Here is a 19,634-nt window from a genome sequence, read left to right as displayed (position 1 = left end):
TTTCATGTTGATTTCCCTGTTTGATTACTAATTTAGTAATATTGAGCCAGCTTTATTAGCTGGCTTTTTTTATGCCTCAAATTCAACTTTTTTAAAATTATTTTGAACTAATTTAAACACCGCGCGTCTACTATTATGCTTGTAGTTGATATGTTGTTTTACAAGTTTCATGTTGATTTCCCTGTTTGATTACTAATTTAGTAATATTGAGCCAGCTTTACTAGCTGGCTTTTTTTATGCGCTTAATTTAGTGTTTTACCCTACTGCTAAAGAGCGTAATTCGTTATGATGGCATGTCACTAAATTTTAAAAGTTTATTCTATGTTTACTTCGTTTTTATCCCATTTAGATTGGTTAAGTGTTGGTACTGGCGCTATAGCCGGTATGGCTATTTTCAGCGTTGTATCAGTCCAGTTAAGCAAAAAAATAAAGCGCCAAGTGAGTGAGCAGCAACAACAGTTATTGTTATTACAAAGCCAGCATGAGCATACGCAAAATCAATATGCCTCTTTAGTGGAAGAGCACGACTTGTTAGGGCTTACTCATCAAGAGCAACGTGATCAGGCGCAACATTTTAAAACGCGATTAACTGAGCAAGAAAAACAAAGTCAACTTTATAATCAATATTGGCGTAAAGCCGAAGCCGAGCTAACCGCCCTGCGCGAGCAATACAATCTGCGCGATGTCGAGCTTAATAATATACGCACTACCCTTGAGCAAAAGCAGCAACATTTTAGCGAGCAACTCGCCCATATAGAGCAAAGTAAAGAAACGCTTAAAAAAGAATTCGAAAATTTAGCCAATCAAATCTTAGAAGAAAAATCGCAAAAATTTAAAACCCTCAATCAAGAAAGCATAGAGCAGTTACTCAAGCCGGTTCAAGGTGAGCTAAAAGGCTTTAGAGATAAAATGGAATCTATTCACGTTGAAGATTTAAAACAACGTGCAGCACTTAAAACCGAGCTATTACATTTACAAGCCAAAAGCCAAGCCATTACCGAGCAGGCTGACAAGCTAAGCAATGCCTTACAAGGGCAAAAGAAAACCCAAGGTAATTGGGGCGAGTTAATGCTTGAAAACGTGCTTGATAGCGCAGGACTTCGAGCTGGCACCGATTACAAGCGAGAAGTGTCTTTTAATACCGAAGACGGTCGTTTGCGCCCTGATGTTGTGGTGTATTTACCTCAAGGACGCCACTTAGTGATTGATGCAAAAACATCGTTAAATGCCTATACTCGCTACGTAAATGCCGAAACAGAGCTGGAATCTCAACAAGCGATTAAAGAGCATGTAAATGCCGTAACTTCCCGTATAAATGAGTTGGCCAGTAAATCGTATGACCGTTTACCAGGGATAAACTCGCCTGAGGTAGTTATTATGTTTGTACCGATTGAATCCGCCTTTGTAGAAGCACTTAAATACCAAAGCGACATTTACCAGCAAGCAATTGAAAAAAACATTTTGGTTGCTACCCCTACTACCCTGCTAACCAGTTTAAATATTGTTAAACAGTTATGGCGCTTTGAAGAGCAAACTAAATACTCAAAAGAGCTGGCTAATCGTGCTGAGCGTTTTTACAGTAAACTCAACGGCTTTTTAACCAGTATGGAAGGCGTGGGTAAACAGCTTGATAAAGCCAAAGAAACTTACGATAAAGCATTTTCTCAGTTATACCGTGGTAAAGGTAACTTAATTAAACAAGCCTCAGAATTTAAGGAGCTTGGTGTATCGGTGCAAAAAGAGTTACCTCAAGAAAGCGTTGAACGCGCTCACTTAGAGCTTGATGAATAAACACCACATATAATATTTGCGCACTAAGGTTGTGCGTTTATGTGGCTAGTTATTTACTAACTGCGCAGGCACTATAATAATATCTGTCCTTTAGGATTAACCACATGCAACGCCCAACTGTTTTTTTCATTTCTCATGGTGGCGGCCCAATGCCATTACTAGGTGATGTCAACCATGCAGAAATGCGAGCCTGTTTAGAACAGGTTGCCGCTACAATCCCAAAGCCTTCTGCTATTTTAATGGTCAGCGCGCATTGGGAAGCTCAACCAATTAGTATAACGGCGCACTCTTCACCGCCGCTTATTTACGATTACTATGGTTTTCCTGAGCAGGCGTACCAATTAACTTACCCTTGTACTGGCCAGCCGCAACTTGCTAATTTAGTACAACAAGCGCTCGCAACACATAATATTGACTCAAAACTCGATCCACAGCGTGGTTTTGATCACGGTATGTTTGTACCGTTAAAAATTATGTATCCAGAGGCCGATATTCCCTGTGTGCAAATATCCTTGCACCCAAGCCTTGATCCGCTGTTGCATGTTGAAATTGGTAAAGCGCTGCAAAGTATTGATTACGATAACTTATTAATTATAGGCTCAGGCTTTACCTTCCATAATATGCGCGCTTTTGGTGTTACTCAGTCAAACGATGTTAACCAGCAAAATCAGGCATTTGAAAATTGGTTGGTAAGCACAATCGCAGATCAAACATTAACCGAGCAACAGCGTGAACAGCAATTATTAGCATGGCAGCAAGCTCCAGCTGCACGCTTTAATCACCCCAGAGAAGAGCACTTGTTACCGCTACATGTATGCTATGGCGCTGCTATGTGTGCAAGCACTGAGGTATTTGAATTAAATATTGCCAATAAGCGAGCCAGTATGTATTTGTGGCAATAATAAAAAACACGCCAGACTTTGCTAGGCGTGTTTTTTGGTTCTACTGTATTTATTACAGTGGTTAAGCGTAAGCAATTACCATTTCATTTCGCCTTTATGAACTTTAGCGCCAATGCTAAGAGCCATAGGTAATACAGCCTCTGGGTATGAGTTGGTCATTTTATTTATCAGCAGCTTACTGCTATCACTACTTTGCTTAGCGTGTGCAAAATCCTTTAAATACTGGATTGAAAAATCAATATTTGCAGCATCTAATTGAGTGCTTGCTTTCATATGCCCAGGGATCACCACGTCAGGGTTGAGTGCTTTCATTTCATTAAGTTGCTTTGCCCATGCATTTTGCTCTGCCTGAGTTTGTGCATCGGCCATCCATAAATGAACATTAGCGTATACAGCCACATTCCCTAAAATAGCTTTATTATCAGGTATCCATAAATATGGGCGATGATTATGCTCACCCTCTGTGCCACGAATTTCAATGGTATGGCCTTCGATTTTTAAGCTATTACCATTAAATACCTTAGGTATGACTAATGCGGATCGTTTAAGTTAATTGAACGATCTTTCAGAGGCTTCATAATAGGCTACAACAAAAGTTGTGGCCTATTTTTATGTCTGAATTTATTAAAGAATTACACCTTACTACTGAGTTTAGCCAAGATCGTGATATTGATTCGTTTACTAAGCATATTCCCCTTGAGTGGATTGAAGCAGCCGTTACTCAAACAGGGAGAGCCTCTGTGCGTAAACGACGTTTCCCCGCCGAGCAAGCTGCTTGGCTTGTATTAGGGATTGGTTTATTAAGAAACCGCTCAATATCTGAAGTCTGTGACAAACTAGAGCTCGCTTTTCCTGACGCTAAAGGAGAGCTTCCACCATTGGCGACTAGCAGTATTATAAAAGGGAAAGAAAAGCTAGGCGCAGCGCCTATGAAACACCTTTTTAAACATACAGCAACGCAGTGGGAGCAGTCGCAAACTTTTGATGAGGTGTGTGGTTTAAAGCTGCTCAGCATTGACGGTACACAATTTAAAACTCAAGATACACCGAGTAACCGTCACTTTGGCTATGCTAAATCGACAACAAACTTCCCCTCAGTACTTGCTGTGACCTTGATGTCGACAAGAACGCATTTAATATCCGATGCAGCGTTTGGCCCCATTACTCAAAGTGAAATTCATTATGCTCAACAGCTTGTTGGCTCAGCACCTGAATATTCATTGACGCTATTTGATAGAGGTTTCTTTTCGGCTGAACTATTTACGAGCTGGCAAGGCGTTAGCGAAAATCATCATTGGCTTACACCCATCAAAAGCAAAATGCGCTATGAAATAACGGAGTCATTTAGCGATTACGACCACTTAATAACAATGCCTATTTCACCACAAGCTAAGAAATCAGCCCCTTACCTAGGTGATACATGGCAAGCAAGGCTTATTCAAATTCCGACACCTAAAGGGGAAATAAAAGGGTTCATCACCTCATGCGTCTGTCCAGAAAAGTACCCGCTGAAAGCGCTACTCGATGTGTATTGGCAACGATGGGAAATAGAGCGAGGCTATGGTGAGCTCAAGCAATATCAACTATCAAATAAACCAGCATTACGGAGCCTGAAACAGGAAGGTATTTATCAAGAGCTCTGGGGTATTCTGACATCATATAATATCGTGAGACTAGAAATGGCAGAGATGGCTAAAGCCCATAAAGTTGAGCCATTACGCATCAGTTTTATTAACGCATTATATCTCATACAAGACGAGTTTTTATGGTGTTCAGGTCGAAGCCCTGGGACAATCCCTAAAAAGCTAAAAGAACTACGTGAAAACGGTAAACGGCTAATATTACCGGAGAAAAGAAAGCGAAAAGCTTATCCGCGAGCGGTGCTGGCAAAGACACAAAAATATCCGGTTAGATATAAACGAAAAAACACCACTCGTTCTTAAACGAGTGGTGTTATAGGTATGACGGGGTTTTTTGGTGCGTTTTTACCCATTTTGGGGTCAAGAAAGCAAGTTTACCTTTAAGCTTTGCTGCTATTTTTTGGTGCACTGCGGGCGTAGTAATAACCTCTGCCTCAGGAAAAAACTGTTGTAACACTTCAGCGCCAAAGTAGTAATCAGGGTCGGCCTGGCTAATAAAAATAGTTTTTAATTGTTTACCAGAGTCAATTACTTTGGCGGCAATGCGCAGTGCATCTGCTTTGGTAAATCCGGTATCAATTAAAATTGCATCGGTACGGCCATAAACCAGCGTGGCATTAACATGAAAGCTATTGCTGTCAGCGTTATACACATCAAGGGTTAATGGGGGTTCGTCTGCAATAGCGATATTGCTGGCTAATAGTGTGCTTAGTAAAAGCGTGCGTAGGTTCATGGTATTCTCATCATTGGTTGCTAATGCGAGCATAATAAAGGTTTGATATGTTCAGAAAAACAACCAATATTTAGCATCATTGTTTCATAAATCGTGCAAATACTATGGATAAACTCACCGCAGCGCAGGTTTTTGTGGATGTTGCCTACTCAGGCAGTTTTACTGCCACTGCCGATCGGCTTGAAATGTCACGCCCTATGGTTACTCGTCATATAGAGTCGGCAGAGGCCTGGTTAAATACGCGCTTATTGCATCGCACTACCCGTAAAGTAACGCTTACCACCGCCGGCGAGGCCTGTTTACCCGAAATAGAGCAATGGTTAGAACAGGCTAACCGTTTAGTTGAACAAACTAAAAGCCAGCAACAGTTGTCAGGTAAAATACGAGTAGCGACCAGTATGTCGTTAGGTTTTGCACAATTAGCCCCTATATTTACACGTTTTATGAAACGTCACCCTAACGTGCAAATAGACATAGATCTTGAAGACTCAACCACAGATCTAATAGAGCAACGTGTTGATTTGACAATACGTATTGCAGCCAATCCTGATCCTTCGTTAATAGGTAAGCCTATTGCCGAGTGTGAATCTATATTAGTGGCCTCAGCCAGCTACCTTGCTGATTATCCGCCAATAACGACACCACAACAGTTAAGTGCTCATCAGTGTTTAGGCTATAAAAACTTCGACCGATATATTTGGCATTTACACAACGGGGATGAATTTCAATCGGTTGATGTTAAATGCAATTTAAGTGCAAACGAGGCCACCACATTACTTCATGCAGCCATAGCCGGTGGTGGTATTTCAGTGCAGCCTACGTATTTGGCAAACCAATATATACTTGATGGTCGCTTGCAGCATGTATTAGCGCCATGGACATTAAACCCAATAAAAATATATGTGCTTTACCCTTCTCGTCAGCATTTATCGGCAACAGTAAGAGCACTAATCGACACGCTCAGTGAAGAATTTAAAAATCCAGCATGGTAATAAATTATAAAAGTTTGGGTTTAAACCATAGCTTTGTGCGTTAAGCATACTGATATTCTGTACGTTATTTTGTTACAGTAAATGTAATAAGCGCCTTAATCCATAAAGGCCAACAGACCTAAGGAACAATAACAATGAATCTGATCAAAACATCGGGCTTGGCACTGGCTATTGTTGCGGGCTTAGGCTTGCAAGCATGTTCAAGTACCAGCATAACAACCAACAATAATGCAGCGATGAGCACCGTGAATAACCCATTAAACCTAGCGCAAATTTATAAAGATAAAGAATTTAAAACCCAGCGTAGCACTTACTTTAAGTGGCTAGACGATGGTACCGGCTACACAGTGCTTGAAGAGCGCGAAAGCGAAAAAGAAAAAGCAGACGATAACAACGTCGATGACGAAAAAGAGCACGGCGTAAAAGGCAACGACATTGTATTTTACAATGCTGACGGCACAGGCCGTAAAGTACTGGTTGAGTTTGAAAAGCTGTTGCCAGAGGGCGCAGACGAGCCATTTGCAATCGAAAGCTATCAGTGGTCAAAAGACGGTAAATGGCTGATGGTATTTACTAACAGTGAGCAAGTTTGGCGTTCGCGCAGCAGAGGCGACTTTTGGTTACTTAACCTTGAGACAAACCAATTACAGCAATTAGGTGGTAAAGACGTTGAGCCAACTAAGTTAATGTTTGCTAAGTTCTCGCCAGATAGCTCAAAAGTGGCTTACGTACGCGACAACAATATTTATATGCAAGCGGTTGGTAGTAACGATGTAACTGCGCTCACAACCGATGGTAGTGCCACCATTGTTAACGGTAATTTTGATTGGGTATACGAAGAAGAGTTTACTATTGCCGATGGCTTTCGTTGGAGCCCCGACAACAAATCAATCGCCTATTGGCAGCTTGATACCAGTGACGTTAAATTTTTCACTATGATCAACAACACTGACGAACTGTACCCTACCCTAAAAGAATTCCCTTATCCTAAAGCCGGTGAAACCAACTCTGCCGTGCGTGTTGGTGTGGTAAGCCTTAGCGACAAACAAACCCGTTGGGCTGAGCTTGAAGGCGATAACCGCGACCGTTATATTCCGCGTATTAGCTGGGCTGGCACCGGTAATGAATTAATGATTCAAGACTTAAACCGCCCGCAAAGCCATAACAAAGTGTGGTTGTTTGATTGGCAAAAGCAGCAACTGACCAAGATTTTAGAAGACAAAGACGATGCGTTTATCGAATGGTTTTATAAAGCAAACTGGTCAAAAGACGGCGAGTTTTTTATTTGGCATAGCGAACGCGACGGTTGGCGTCATCTTTATCGTGTATCGCGCGATGGCAAGACTATTATCGACCTAACCCCTGGCGATTACGACATTATTGATATGCTGAGCATCAATGAAGACAAAAACGTGATGTATTTTATTGCCTCGCCAAACGATCCTGGTCAGCGTTATTTATACAGCACACCGCTTGATGGCAGCAGCAAACCGTTACGGGTAACACCTGCTGAGTTTGAGGGATCAAACAGCTACTACATGTCAAAAGATGCCTCATGGGCAATGCATACTTACTCAAAACTTGGTACGCCACCGACTAAAGAGATCATTAAAGTGAGCGATCATAGTAATGTAAAAACCTTAGTTGAAAATACAAAGCTTAAACAAAAGCTTGCTGAGCAAAGCTTACCAAAGCATGAGTTTTTTAAAGTAAATGCGCAAGATGGCACCGAGCTTGACGGCTACATTATGTTCCCAGAGAACATGGATAAAAGTAAAAAATACCCAATTGTGTTTTACGTATACGGCGAACCATGGGGTTCAACTGTGCAAGACCGCTGGGAAGGTAACAGTTACTTGTATAAATCACTGTTAACGCAAAAAGGCTTTATTGTGGCATCGGTTGATAACCGCGGTACACGTGCACCAAAAGGCCGCGATTGGCGTAAATCGATTTATAAAAAAATTGGCTCAATTACCGTGCAAGACCAAGTAGACGCCCTAGATGCCATGGCTAAACGTTGGGATGTAATAGACACCGAGCGCGTTGGCGTATGGGGACACTCAGGCGGCGGTAGCTCAACCCTTAATTTATTGTTCCGCCATGGCGATAAATTTAAAGTAGGCATTGCCTCAGCACCCGTGCCAGACATTCGTTTATACGACACCATTTATCAAGAGCGTTATGCGGGTAACCCAAACACCGATCCTGAGAGTTACGATAACACCTCGCCTATTACCTTTGCTAAAAACCTAACCGGTAAGCTATTGCTTATTCACGGCACAGGCGATGATAACGTGCATTATCAGGGCTCAGAGCGTTTAATTGACGAGCTTGTAAAGCATAACAAGCAGTTTGAGTTTTTCTCATACCCTAACCGCTCACATAGCCTACGTGAAGGTAAAGGCACCGCCCTGCACTATCACACCATGATGGCCGAGTTTTTTGAAAAGCATTTATTAAACAAGTAATCGCTTTAAAAAAATAAAATACTAAAGCCGCACACTAACTGTTAGTGTGCGGCTTTTTTAATCAAAATGTAACGGGGGTTTACAAGCGTGAGTTGAAGGTAATACTGATGAGTGCATTATGGTGGTCAATAAAATTTAGTAACATTTTTTCAAATATTCATTAAGAAGGGATTAAATTTTACTTTAGGCTTAATTCTACTAACAAATCTTCTGCTGTGATTTTATTAAAATCATCCTTAATTTTCTCATAAACAAATGTTCTAATTGGCATTCGACTGGTAAATGAGGCTTGTTTATCGTTATAGGCTGGCCCTTGATTTGGTGAAAACATATAAGACAAGGAAGTGCTTCCTGAGCTATATCTCTCTTCTGCAACCCCATTGATCAGGAACTCCCCATCTTTATAGTCGAAAAGTTTTTGCTCTGGATCTACTTCAACTTTGATTCGACATTCTTCACCTTTATTATACGTGTAAGCATATCTGAAGCTCCATAATTCAGGGTCCTTTCGAGAAACTTCTACATATACTTGTTTTGGCAAGTCATTAATAAAATCGAGTTTGTGAGTAATACCTGAAAAGTTGCAATTGACAATACTTTCATAAGACTCAATAGCTTTCAGGTAAAAGCAGTTGATAAATTCACAGAGCTTTTCAGATGAATAATTTGAAAACTTGTTTCGATAATCTGTAGGAGAATTTATATCTGGTGGTGGTAATGTTTGCTCTTTAATCCATTTATTATGTGCTGAAAGTTGTATAATTAGATCACTAATAGCTTTTAATTCATAATCATTATTAATGTTAGGAGCTTCGAATACCTCTCCACTTTCGACTGCCTTAATAAGATCCTTTTCATACTGTTCTTTTCTTTCACATGGCATATGATGAATAGAAAACCCGGTCTGATTTGGGTTGCTCTTCCGTTGTTCGGTAATACATTCGTCACGCCATAATCCTTGATAGCGGTTTCGCCCAAATGCTAATTGCACTTGTTTGTAAACTTCGTCTAAATCTAATGGTAATCCCTTGTTGATATGTCTATCTAATTGACTATTTCCATGTAAAAAGTCATTCGTTGAAATTATCGCTAGCACCCCTTCTTGCATGGTAGTAACAACGTGACTTTCATTTAAGTTGCCTTTTTCTATTGCCTCACTAATCATTTCAATCGCATATTTAGCCGCTGAGGTTTTTGGGTCTTCATTTAGAAAGTTCGTGCCACCTCCTCTAAAGCACTCAGCTTGTAGGGCGTTTATTTCTTTATAAGACCTCTTGTCCCGCATAGGATACTTTAACACCACCGTTTTTTTAACACGGTCACTAGTGACTGGAAATACCCCATAATCGAGCCAGTCCCCAGAATTTATATAACAAACGCCTATTTCATGGTTAGTAAAAGGTGGTAAGCAATGCTTAAGATTTGGAAAAAGAGTATCTAATATTTCATTATATGTTGTTATAAATTCTTCTGCTCTAGAGCCAATTAGAGAGTCAACAGCCATTTTTTGTTGAGCTGGTGCTCGTCTTAAATGCCAAAATAGAGAGCTTCTTAAAATACTATTATCAAGAATGCTGGGGAGTTGCTCTAATAGTTGAGCGCTAGATATATCGTCAAGCTTGAGAATATGTCGGGCTAGGAAGTAATCTCTAACAGGGCCATAGTAGAATGAGTAATGTTTTACATCTTTATGATCCTGTTGAGCCGTTATAAAACCTATAGATTCTAATTGTCTGAAAATACCAACCGTTTCTAATGAGTTAGACTTTTTGAAGATAGTTGTAATACTGGCACGCCAAAGCTCTCCAAACGTGGCACTTTTTTTAGCTTTATCTATAGACTCCTCATAAATTGCTTGCGCAAGACTAATTAAAGCAAGCCTAAAAAGTTCAGGTTCTACTGTTTGCTCAAGCTTTTTGCGAATCCAAGTATCAATTAGTCGCTCTTCCGATATATTTATTGGTATATCTTTACCGTTAGCATATAACTCGCTAACTACCCTCAATAAAAAAGGGTGTTTGCAATAATTTTTGATAGCTCCTTCAGGAAAAGACGATAATTTATAACATTCTGTATATACAGCAATTGCTGCATTTTTTTCTGACTCATTGAAGGTTGTTAAAGCAAATGGACGGGGATCTATATTGCTATCAGTATCTGAGCTATACCAACTTTTATCTAGCAATAGATGAAGTTTTGAAATGGTTCCTCGTATCCGTGAAAACCTCGGCCAATCAGAAGTTTTAACTGAAACTATTAATTTAATGATTCCTTTTGCTGAGCTAATATTTGATGCAAGCTCACTAATGCTTCGCTCAATGTTAACAGCTTCGGCTTCATCAAGTGAATCTATGAATAATAAAACTCTCTTTTTTAATACTCTTCCTAACTTACACAGCCTTCTTACAATTTCTGGCAAGCCTATATTTTCACTGAAGCCCCAATTAAACTCGTTAGATAACGAGTTTTCGATACTCTCGCTAATTTCGGTTGCGTTAATAAATAAAACAATTTGCTCTTCGCCTAATTCTTCAGCCAAGGAGCAAAGCTCGTTTGTTTTACCGACCCCTGACTCTCCCAATATAGCGAATGCGGTACTATTACTTTTTATAAATGAGTCAACTGCTGTTCTGACATTTTCGCGCTTTACATAGGTTTTAGGGTTAAACTTTCTATTGTTTTGTGAGCCTTTTAACGCACTCATTCCTCTTTCTCTTTGGACTCGACAAAAGCGCTGCATATTTTCAGAAGAGTAACCCAAAAAATGTTGAAGAGCTTCAAAGCGAATATTCAAATCTTCTTGAGTTGAAAGTTGTCGAAAGTTAATCCAAAAATCAGTCTTTGCAAGTTGTTCACTATTAACCTGTTCCTTGCTTATAGTGTCATATACTTTGGTTTCTTTACCATTAGTGACAATTACAAATGGTGCAATTTGGTCCAGCAACCTTGCATAACTAATTCCTTGATTAACATCTTCTTGAGTTAAATCTACATTAGGTGCTTTTAGCTCGATAATAAATAGATTATCCCCATCGGAATTTTTAACTAGAACATCAAACCTTCCAGCAAGTTTACTTTTTTCATTCCCTTTTATATCAAGAACGGTATGCCCTAACCGTACAGTAAATGTTTGCTCAAGAGATACCTGGGATAAAGGTATGTTTAGTGCCTGTAAGTACGGCAAAAGTATTGTGCTACAAAGTTCTTCTTCATTTAACTGGCTCATACTGTTGTCCATTCCCATATCGCCTAATTATTGTCACTGTAGTTTACGTAGTATTTTAAATTATCATTATAATTTAACAATTAAGAGTAGCAGCATTCTATTCTTAAACTTCATTAACAGAGTTAAGCCAATCTTGATCGTATTTAAATGACCAAAAACCGTTACTATCTTGTAATTGATCCATGAGCTGTTTGCCAGCATAAACATCAAGTGATCTATTATTCATTGCCAGCCACCATGTTCTGAATTTGCATTAGTAATTTATTTTTAGCCTTTTCATCATGTTGAGGTACAACCACGTCTATTTTTACTTCTAAGCCTAAAGCTTCCATTAAATCAAACGCGCGGCCAATTGATAACGAACCTGTGCCATTTTCAAAATCACTTACTGTATTAATACTAGGGTCTGTTGATCTTTCAAGGTTAAATTTGCAGCAGTCTGTTTGGTATTTAGGCAAGGCAGCGCCTATGTGGTGTGGTTATTCCCCATAAATAGGCGATAACGCAGCATCAATGCCAAACAGGCGCTGCCCGAAGGGTTCTGCCTAAGGGCGATTTACTCTTTGTTGCCTACATGGATGTAGGTAAGGGGCGTGAGCAGGACGCGGAAGCTTTGCTCGGTTTTTACTTATTCTTACATGGATGTAAGCCAGTAGAATAACGCAGGAGCAGTTATCGAGCCCACTAGGTTACAAACCTCGCGCCGCGATTAAATAGCCGCCCCTAGTTTGAACGAATCTTAATCCGTAAAGGTCAACAGACCCTAATACCGGAGAAATCTCCCGCAGTTTTTTGGTCAAACTTTTGGCTTTTTCTCACAATGCTTGCCAATTTACCTAATTGTTTTGCTGACTTTATCGTGACTTCCATTACCAATCCAAAATTCACAGTGTTTTGTGAATAATAGTTAAAAAAGTACAAAAAAGCTAATAATTCACAATATTTTGTGAATTATAGCGAAAGTTAACTCACTAAAGGATAAATTCACAGTATTTTGTGAATTAGTAAATTAATAGGCATGAACCTAATAAATTCACAATAAACTATGAATTTAGGTAATTGAAATTTCACTCTCTTTTTAATCAAAATGGTGTGAGGGGTTTACAGCTGAGGTCAAAGGTTAAAGGAACAAGGTCAAAGAATTTTAGTTACGGTAAGTTGGGTATAGCCGAACAAAACCCAACAAGGAAATACTGCTCAATAGGTAATAAGTGAATCGTTTAATGTTAAACACAGCTTGGTACGAGAATAGAAATAAAAAGAGTAGCATCCATGCTACTGCAAGTGCGATATTAATAAAAACTAAGAGCTTGGTTGCGAAGATTGATACTTATTAACGAGAATGTGCTGCAAACTTTTAAGTGCCCGCTTTATCGCTTGCAGCATACTTCTTCCCTTTGTATTTACATTAATACTGGGTAGCCCAGGCAAAAGAATATTAATTTTGCATTGCTGCAAAGTGCCGTGGCGCTCATTCGAAAGGTCATTTATTTGAATCTCAACTTTACGAATATTTAAAGCATGTTTTGCCAATTGGCTTTTTATCAACTTCAAAAGCGACATCTTTTCACTTGCGTTAATTATCTTGTTTTTAACTGTAAGTTTTAGCTTCATGCAATTACACCTTTTAATAGTAACTATGTTGCAGGCATGACTGTAATCTACTAACTTAGTGACAAAGGAAAAAGCTGATTATTTCTTACTTTAAAACAGGTATTTTCGAATGATTACCAACATTAACTACAATCACTTATATTATTTTTGGCAGGTAAGTAAGCACGGCAGTATTGCAGCGGCGAGTAAAATACTTAATTTAACGCCGCAAACGGTCAGCTCACAAATTACTAACTTAGAGCAACGGTTAGGAAAACCACTGTTTATTCGCCAAGGGCGAGGCCTACAGTTAACTGAGTTTGGCCATGTAACCCAGCAATACACCAATGATATGTTTGCTATTGCTCACGAATGGTTAGAAACTACGCAAGGCGATACCACGCAATATTCACGAACGTTAAAGGTCGGTATTTCAGACGTGTTGCCTAAATCACTGGTGTCGAAGTGGCTAGCGCCTTTAATTAATAACGACCGTATTACAAACTTACACTGTATTGACGGCCAACAAGATGAGCTGCTTGCACAAATGGCGATTCATAAGCTCGATTTAGTGTTAGCTGATAAACCACTCGATACTACTTTGCCATTTAAGGCGTTTTGCCATGAAATAGGTAAAAGCCAAATCGCTCTTTTTGGTAACGAAACATGGCATTCGCAACTACATAAGCAGTTTCCGCAGTCTTTAAATAACAAGCCTTTAGTGCTCCCTGCAAAAGAAAGCCCCGTCGCGCGTGCTATTTATTATTGGCTGCAAGAGCAAGACATTGAAATGACAATAGCAGGCCATGTTGACGACAGCGCATTAATGAAGTCGTTAGGTGAGCAAGGGTTTGGGATATTCCCTGCGCCTATTTTGGTAAGAGCTGAAGTGGAGCGCCATTACGGCGTAAATTACATTGGTACAATTGATAATGTTTATCAGCATTATTATGCCTTTACGCCCGACAGGCTAATTAAAGACAGTATTTATGATGAATTTATAAAGCACGCTCAAATGACGTAGATTTTAGTTAATCGCTTTAAGATGTGAAGGTTAAAGGTTAAAGGTTAAAGGTTAAAGAGTTCGGACTCTAACGCTCAACACCGACGCGGGGTGAACCCGCTGCTACTAGTCGCTAATATTCTAGGTAGCAGCGGCTTTATGCCGCGTCTTTTTAAGGCTCATATAAATGCTCTTATCGAGTAAACATATTAATTGCCATTACAATTAATAAGCCGGCAAATATTTTCTTTATGGTTGAAACTGGCAAATAATGCGTGGCTTTAGCACCGAGTGGCGCGGTAAACCATGAGGTGCATACAATACCCAATAAAGCGGGCAAATACACAAAGCCTGCAAATCCTTCTTTTAGGCTAAATAACTGGCTGCCTGAGCTGATATAACCCATTGAGCCAAATAGTGCTATCACAATGCCTGAGGCCGAGGCGCAGCCTATGGCTTTTTTCATATCAACAGAAAAAAACGTCAGTAACGGCACCAATACTGCCCCGCCACCAATGCCAATCATGGCAGACAAGCCACCGGTTATGATCGTATAAACACTCAGCAGCCCTTTGTTTGGTAACGGGCGCGCTATTGCTGAATCATTCTTACCAGAAAAAATCATTTTTAGTGCAATTAGCACCACACTCACAGCAAACACCAAGCGCACCACATGCTCGGGTAACAGCGCAGCCATAAAGCCACTAATAAGCGCGCCAAAGGCAACGCCCGCCATAACCCAAGGCGCAATATCCCAGGGTACATTGCCATTTTTATGATGCGCAATAGCCGACGAGGTCGAGGTAAATAAAATAGAGGCCAGCGAGGTCGCAATGGCAACCACCACTACTTGTTCAGGTGGCAAAGCATTAAAGTGCAGTAATATCATGCTGAGTATGGGTACAATAACCAGCCCGCCCCCTATTCCTAATAAGCCTGCTAAAAAACCAACACCGCTACCTAATATGGCGCAGTATATAATTAACACTATTAAATCACTCATTCCTTTTGTCTCTTCTTATGTTAGGGGTTGTTATGCTCTGTGGCGGTGAGTTGCGTGTAAAAAACGTTTAATAAAACAGCTAAGCTCACCAAGGTTTATTCGAGTATATCAACAACCGTTTATGCAAATGGCACTTTAAGTACTTATAAGTATTGAATAATACTCACGTTTTGTATGAATAAATCACAACACCCGTGAAAACATCTAGAAATCTAGACTTCTAAAGCGGTTTTTGTGAGAGGGTCATAGGTAATTAGCTGAATTTACCCATTTAACTTTGCTACAGAATGAATCTGGCTCATGTTTTACCTGAAATAATACCGTTTTTCTTCATGCTACATAGCGCGTATAAATTTATTAACTCTGCAGAGCACCATTACAGCTAACCCGTTATGTCGGTTTTAACAGCGAGTAATGCGCCATCAATAAAAGCAGCAACAACTCAAATTGAAAGGATACGGCTATGAGCACTGATCTTGCATTTACTATTAAAAGCACTAACTTGGATGAAAACTACCATCCGTCAAATAACACACGTATTACGACCAATTTCGCTAATTTAGCAAGGGGTGAAAGCCGCCAACAAAACCTGCGTAATACCCTAAAAATGATCAACAATCGTTTTAATGCTCTGGCCAGTTGGGATAACCCACAAGGGGATCGTTACGAGGTTGAGCTCGAGATCATTTCGGTTGATTTAGACATTGCAGGCAGTGGCCAGGCATTTCCGTCAATTGAGGTATTAAAAACCAATATTATTGACCACCAAACTAATGAGCGAATTGAAGGCATGGTGGGTAATAACTTTTCATCGTATGTGCGCGACTACGACTTTAGCGTGTTATTGCTTGAGCATAACAAAAGCAAACCGCAATTTAGCATTCCCGATAATTTTGGTGACTTACACGGTAAGTTGTTTAAATGCTTTGTAAACTCAAATACCTATAAACAGCATTTTAAAAAGCCGCCAGTTATTTGCTTAAGCGTGTCTGATAACAAAATCTATCAGCAAACCGAAAACTTACACCCTATCTTAGGCGTAGAGTATCAGCCTAATGAGTCGTCGTTAACAGAGCAATACTTTAAAAAAATGGGCCTACAAGTGCGCTACTTTATGCCACCAAACAGCGTTGCACCGTTAGCGTTTTACTGTTTTGGTGACCTACTTAACGACTACAGCAACCTTGAACTAATTAGCACTATTAGCACCATGGAAACGTTTCAAAAAATTTATCGTCCAGAAATTTATAACGCTAATGCCGCCGCAGGTAGTCGTTATAAACCGAATTTAAAAAATGACGACCATTCGTTAACGCAAATTGTGTATGACCGCGCAGAACGAGGTCAATTAGCGGTTGAGCAAGGCAAATTTACCGAGCAGCATTTTATTAAGCCTTATCAGTCAGTGCTGCAGCAGTTCTCAGCAAGTATCGCTTAATCACACAACAAAATTAAAGGCAGCATTTATTATGAACAAACTATTACCCACATCATCAGCAGGCAGCTTGCCAAAACCGTCATGGCTTGCCGAACCCGAAACCTTATGGTCACCATGGAAATTACAAGGCAATGAACTGGTAGATGGCAAACACGACGCCCTGCGTATTTCCCTGCACGAGCAACAAACCGCAGGTGTAGATATAGTCAGCGACGGCGAACAAACTCGCCAACACTTTGTAACCACCTTTATTGAGCACTTAAATGGCGTTGATTTTGAAAACCGTAAAACAGTTAAAATTCGCGACCGTTACGACGCCAGCGTACCCACAGTGGTTGGCCCTGTGTCTCGTACTAAATCGGTATTTGTTGAAGACGCTAAGTTTTTACGCCAGCAAACCAGCCAACCAATTAAATGGGCATTACCAGGGCCCATGACCATGATCGACACCCTGTATGACGATCACTATAAAAGCCGTGAAAAACTAGCGTGGGAATTTGCAAAAATACTCAACCAAGAAGCCAAAGAGCTAGAAGCCGCAGGGGTTGATATAATTCAATTTGATGAACCCGCTTTTAACGTGTTTTTTGACGAAGTAAACGACTGGGGCATAGCCTGCCTAGAGCGAGCCATAGAAGGGTTAAAATGCGAAACCGCCGTGCATATTTGCTACGGCTACGGCATTAAAGCCAACACCGATTGGAAGAAAACCCTTGGCACCGAGTGGCGACAATACGAAGAAGTATTCCCTAAGCTGCAAAAATCGAATATTGATATTATTTCGCTCGAATGTCAAAACTCACATGTACCCATAGAGCTACTCGAACTGGTGCGCGGTAAAAAAATAATGGTGGGCGCAATCGATGTAGCCACCAATACCATAGAAACCCCTGAAGAGGTGGCAAAAACCCTACGCGAAGCGCTTAAATATGTAGATGCCGACAAACTCTACCCCTGCACCAACTGCGGCATGGCTCCCCTGCCCCGCGACATCGCAAACGGCAAACTCAACGCCCTAAGCAAAGGCGCAGAGCTAGTACGTAACGAACTATTAGCAGCGAATGTCGCTTAATTTTAATTACAGCTGCTGCAAAAAAGCCACACCTTAACACATGTTGAGGTGTGGCTTTTTTAATCAAAATGTCATGGGGGTTTACAGCTGAAATGCAAGGTTAAAGGCAAAAGGTGAAAGGTTTTAAGTTAGTTGAATATTGGTTGGGTAGAGTGCAACAAAACCAGCAAAAATAGTTAAATTTAACCGGGCCGCTAGGTACTATCGATTGAGTGGAAAGTGCCCCATTTGCATGCTGTCAGGATCTATAATTTCTGAAGTCAAGATTTGCCCCCTTTTGCTTAATAGTGTGGGTGAAGAGCAGGGGGCAGGTGATACTGATGGGCATATACTGCATAGCAGTAATGATGGTACTTCAAAAGACAGTAAATCTAGAGATGCCACAGAGAATGAAAAAAGCAAAATTGTTGTACGTGCTAAAGCTGAAAAAGCTAGAATAAATGATCTAGTTCAAGAGTTAAGATCTGAAACAGGTGAAAAGTATGAAACAGCAAAGAGTAATTATGGTTTTGTTGATAACAGCGAATTTAAAACTACCGCTGATCTCTTAATAAAAGATGCTGGGAAAATAGATGCAAAACTTAGTGAAATTATTAAAAACCCATCATCTATTAAAGTAATTGATACAAATGATGTAGGATTTGAAGGTACTTATAATATAATTACTGTTGAGATATCAATGACTACAACTTATTTAAATGGTAGTTCAGTGAGTGGTCTTATACACGAGATTTCACATTCATTTTGCGTGGAGCACCCGAATGGAGGTTACCATTTTAATAAAAAGGAGATTAGTATTCGTGCTAATAATGCTCGGTATCGCCCTTTTTATACAGACACTCAGGCGTTAGACAGTCAAAGGTTAGATAGAGCTGCTCTATATAAAAATGTTTATACACTTGATTTTGTGCTCCAAAATAAGAGGTTATAAGTGATTGATAAATTAATACTGTTGGGGGGTGCTATTTTATCATCTCACACTATGTCTAGCATGGCTGCTGAACATAGTGTTGATTTGTATAATAAGGTCTATATTGATGTGACTTGTTCAGTGGTTAAAGGCATTGCTACTTTAAAGTTTCACAATATGACTGGCACCTATGTAAATATAGAAGGTGCAAATGACAAGTTCGGCATTTGGGAGTCGGATGCCATTAAAGTTGTTCAAAAGAAATCATATTCAGAGCATTACACACGTTGGGAATATGCTAGAAAGAACAAGTTTTCTAGTTATGAAGGTAATGACCCTATATCGAGTTTAGTCCTTGCTCCATATTCAAAGCGAGAGTTTGATGTTTTTTATGATAAAGAATTTGAATTAAAATCAGGCGACGAATACATGTTATACCTAACATTTTCTGCTTATATAAATAGTTATCCGCTCGACTTTAAAGTCTTTAGGTCCAACAGGCTTTTGACCTCAAGCGATAATTGCTACTGATAGAATTAAAATGAGGTGAATAGGGTCACCCATTAGAAAGTTCCGATCAAGCAAGCAGCTGTGTTTTCTTGATCTTTTTATTCAAAAAGCCAAGTGTTCTTATTATTTAAACTCAATTTAAATATGACTACGCACCTAGTAATGACGTCGACTGGTGTGAATATACACCAGTCACCCATATGAATTTAGGCGGTTAAGCATCGTTGATGATTAGTTAAGGCCCTTGGCTTTCGCCCCGTCGCCAGAGTCAAATCTTGACTTCATACATTAAATTTGCGTATTCTCATGACTTTGATCACCGATTCTCATCAGCTTTGATCGCTTGATTT

17 protein-coding genes are annotated in these 19,634 nt (G+C 39.9%); 10 read left to right on the top strand and 7 right to left on the bottom strand.

Annotated elements, in window-relative coordinates; genetic code table 11:
• Positions 1-321: 321 nt before the first annotated feature.
• Positions 322-1,791, top strand: coding sequence for a DNA recombination protein RmuC (gene rmuC / locus QMA00_RS15830; RefSeq protein WP_076923237.1), 1,470 nt, complete (start codon positions 322-324; stop codon positions 1,789-1,791).
• A 104-nt stretch (positions 1,792-1,895) separates the two neighbouring features.
• Positions 1,896-2,693, top strand: coding sequence for a class III extradiol ring-cleavage dioxygenase (locus QMA00_RS15825; RefSeq protein ID WP_076923238.1), 798 nt, complete (start codon positions 1,896-1,898; stop codon positions 2,691-2,693).
• Positions 2,694-2,768: 75 nt separating this feature from the next.
• Here the strand turns inward: QMA00_RS15825 and QMA00_RS15820 are convergent, their stop codons facing one another.
• A complete protein-coding gene (locus tag QMA00_RS15820; RefSeq protein WP_290157962.1) occupies positions 2,769-3,092 on the bottom strand; it encodes a hypothetical protein in 324 nt (107 codons plus the stop codon).
• Positions 3,093-3,304: 212 nt separating this feature from the next.
• Here QMA00_RS15820 and QMA00_RS15815 point away from each other — a divergent pair, with 212 nt between their 5' ends.
• Positions 3,305-4,636: an IS4 family transposase gene (locus QMA00_RS15815; protein WP_290157960.1), complete on the top strand. Its 1,332-nt coding sequence runs from the start codon at positions 3,305-3,307 to the stop codon at positions 4,634-4,636.
• Between the two features lie 10 nt (positions 4,637-4,646).
• On the opposite strand, the gene QMA00_RS15810 is transcribed toward QMA00_RS15815, so the two are convergent.
• On the bottom strand, positions 4,647-5,099 hold the full coding sequence (locus tag QMA00_RS15810) for an MBL fold metallo-hydrolase (RefSeq protein ID WP_290157959.1): 453 nt from the start codon (positions 5,097-5,099) through the stop codon (positions 4,647-4,649).
• Between the two features lie 71 nt (positions 5,100-5,170).
• Between QMA00_RS15810 and QMA00_RS15805 the strand changes: the two genes are divergently transcribed.
• Entirely contained in the window at positions 5,171-6,058 is an 888-nt protein-coding gene (locus QMA00_RS15805; protein ID WP_262977078.1) for a LysR family transcriptional regulator, read from the top strand.
• A gap of 134 nt (positions 6,059-6,192) precedes the next feature.
• Positions 6,193-8,529, top strand: a complete 2,337-nt coding sequence (locus tag QMA00_RS15800; protein ID WP_290157956.1) for a S9 family peptidase — start codon at positions 6,193-6,195, stop codon at positions 8,527-8,529.
• Between the two features lie 178 nt (positions 8,530-8,707).
• Here the strand turns inward: QMA00_RS15800 and QMA00_RS15795 are convergent, their stop codons facing one another.
• The 4 genes from QMA00_RS15795 to QMA00_RS15780 form a co-directional block, all read right to left on the bottom strand.
• Positions 8,708-11,755, bottom strand: a complete 3,048-nt coding sequence (locus QMA00_RS15795; RefSeq protein ID WP_175610068.1) for a type I restriction enzyme HsdR N-terminal domain-containing protein — start codon at positions 11,753-11,755, stop codon at positions 8,708-8,710.
• Positions 11,756-11,858: 103 nt separating this feature from the next.
• The gene (locus tag QMA00_RS15790) at positions 11,859-11,981 is read right to left on the bottom strand and encodes a hypothetical protein (RefSeq protein WP_290157953.1); all 123 of its coding nucleotides are present in this window, start codon (positions 11,979-11,981) and stop codon (positions 11,859-11,861) included.
• Positions 11,974-12,213 carry a transcriptional regulator gene (locus QMA00_RS15785; protein WP_076923182.1) on the bottom strand — a complete coding sequence of 80 codons (240 nt, stop codon included), beginning with the start codon at positions 12,211-12,213 and terminating at the stop codon, positions 11,974-11,976. Before QMA00_RS15785 ends, QMA00_RS15790 begins: the two co-directional genes overlap by 8 nt.
• An 844-nt stretch (positions 12,214-13,057) precedes the next feature.
• On the bottom strand, positions 13,058-13,369 hold the full coding sequence (locus tag QMA00_RS15780) for a hypothetical protein (RefSeq protein ID WP_076923183.1): 312 nt from the start codon (positions 13,367-13,369) through the stop codon (positions 13,058-13,060).
• Between the two features lie 109 nt (positions 13,370-13,478).
• Between QMA00_RS15780 and nhaR the strand changes: the two genes are divergently transcribed.
• A complete protein-coding gene (nhaR, locus tag QMA00_RS15775) occupies positions 13,479-14,372 on the top strand; it encodes a transcriptional activator NhaR (RefSeq protein WP_058155558.1) in 894 nt (297 codons plus the stop codon).
• Positions 14,373-14,544: 172 nt separating this feature from the next.
• Here nhaR and QMA00_RS15770 read toward each other — a convergent pair whose 3' ends face one another.
• Positions 14,545-15,354: a sulfite exporter TauE/SafE family protein gene (locus tag QMA00_RS15770; protein WP_076923184.1), complete on the bottom strand. Its 810-nt coding sequence runs from the start codon at positions 15,352-15,354 to the stop codon at positions 14,545-14,547.
• Between the two features lie 463 nt (positions 15,355-15,817).
• On the opposite strand from QMA00_RS15770, the gene QMA00_RS15765 reads away from it, so the two are divergent.
• The 4 genes from QMA00_RS15765 (at position 15,818) to QMA00_RS15750 (ending at position 19,305) form a co-directional block, all read left to right on the top strand.
• Positions 15,818-16,792, top strand: coding sequence for a DUF1852 domain-containing protein (locus QMA00_RS15765; RefSeq protein WP_076923185.1), 975 nt, complete (start codon positions 15,818-15,820; stop codon positions 16,790-16,792).
• Between the two features lie 31 nt (positions 16,793-16,823).
• Positions 16,824-17,864: a methionine synthase gene (locus QMA00_RS15760; protein WP_076923186.1), complete on the top strand. Its 1,041-nt coding sequence runs from the start codon at positions 16,824-16,826 to the stop codon at positions 17,862-17,864.
• A 232-nt stretch (positions 17,865-18,096) separates the two neighbouring features.
• Complete coding sequence (locus QMA00_RS15755; RefSeq protein WP_076923187.1) at positions 18,097-18,795, top strand: hypothetical protein; 699 nt, start codon at positions 18,097-18,099, stop codon at positions 18,793-18,795.
• Complete coding sequence (locus QMA00_RS15750) at positions 18,796-19,305, top strand: hypothetical protein (protein WP_010388776.1); 510 nt, start codon at positions 18,796-18,798, stop codon at positions 19,303-19,305.
• Positions 19,306-19,634 lie beyond the last annotated feature (329 nt).

It is taken from the genome of Pseudoalteromonas sp. APC 3694, assembly GCF_030407565.1.
Classification (GTDB): Bacteria; Pseudomonadota; Gammaproteobacteria; order Enterobacterales; family Alteromonadaceae; genus Pseudoalteromonas; species Pseudoalteromonas tetraodonis.
This window is presented reverse-complemented; position numbering and strand designations above follow the sequence as displayed.

Excerpts from the sequence above, each read along its gene's own strand:
- QMA00_RS15800 (WP_290157956.1), top strand. The coding sequence starts at position 6,193 with ATGAATCTGATCAAAACATCGGGCTTGGCACTGGCTATTGTTGCGGGC.
- QMA00_RS15760 (WP_076923186.1), top strand. The coding sequence starts at position 16,824 with ATGAACAAACTATTACCCACATCATCAGCAGGCAGCTTGCCAAAACCG.
- QMA00_RS15770 (WP_076923184.1), bottom strand. The coding sequence starts at position 15,354 with ATGAGTGATTTAATAGTGTTAATTATATACTGCGCCATATTAGGTAGC.
- QMA00_RS15815 (WP_290157960.1), top strand. The coding sequence starts at position 3,305 with ATGTCTGAATTTATTAAAGAATTACACCTTACTACTGAGTTTAGCCAA.
- nhaR (WP_058155558.1), top strand. The coding sequence starts at position 13,479 with ATGATTACCAACATTAACTACAATCACTTATATTATTTTTGGCAGGTA.
- QMA00_RS15795 (WP_175610068.1), bottom strand. The coding sequence starts at position 11,755 with ATGAGCCAGTTAAATGAAGAAGAACTTTGTAGCACAATACTTTTGCCG.
- QMA00_RS15765 (WP_076923185.1), top strand. The coding sequence starts at position 15,818 with ATGAGCACTGATCTTGCATTTACTATTAAAAGCACTAACTTGGATGAA.
- QMA00_RS15825 (WP_076923238.1), top strand. The coding sequence starts at position 1,896 with ATGCAACGCCCAACTGTTTTTTTCATTTCTCATGGTGGCGGCCCAATG.
- QMA00_RS15790 (WP_290157953.1), bottom strand. The coding sequence starts at position 11,981 with ATGAATAATAGATCACTTGATGTTTATGCTGGCAAACAGCTCATGGAT.
- rmuC (WP_076923237.1), top strand. The coding sequence starts at position 322 with ATGTTTACTTCGTTTTTATCCCATTTAGATTGGTTAAGTGTTGGTACT.
- QMA00_RS15780 (WP_076923183.1), bottom strand. The coding sequence starts at position 13,369 with ATGAAGCTAAAACTTACAGTTAAAAACAAGATAATTAACGCAAGTGAA.
- QMA00_RS15755 (WP_076923187.1), top strand. The coding sequence starts at position 18,097 with ATGCTGTCAGGATCTATAATTTCTGAAGTCAAGATTTGCCCCCTTTTG.
- QMA00_RS15805 (WP_262977078.1), top strand. The coding sequence starts at position 5,171 with ATGGATAAACTCACCGCAGCGCAGGTTTTTGTGGATGTTGCCTACTCA.
- QMA00_RS15810 (WP_290157959.1), bottom strand. The coding sequence starts at position 5,099 with ATGCTCGCATTAGCAACCAATGATGAGAATACCATGAACCTACGCACG.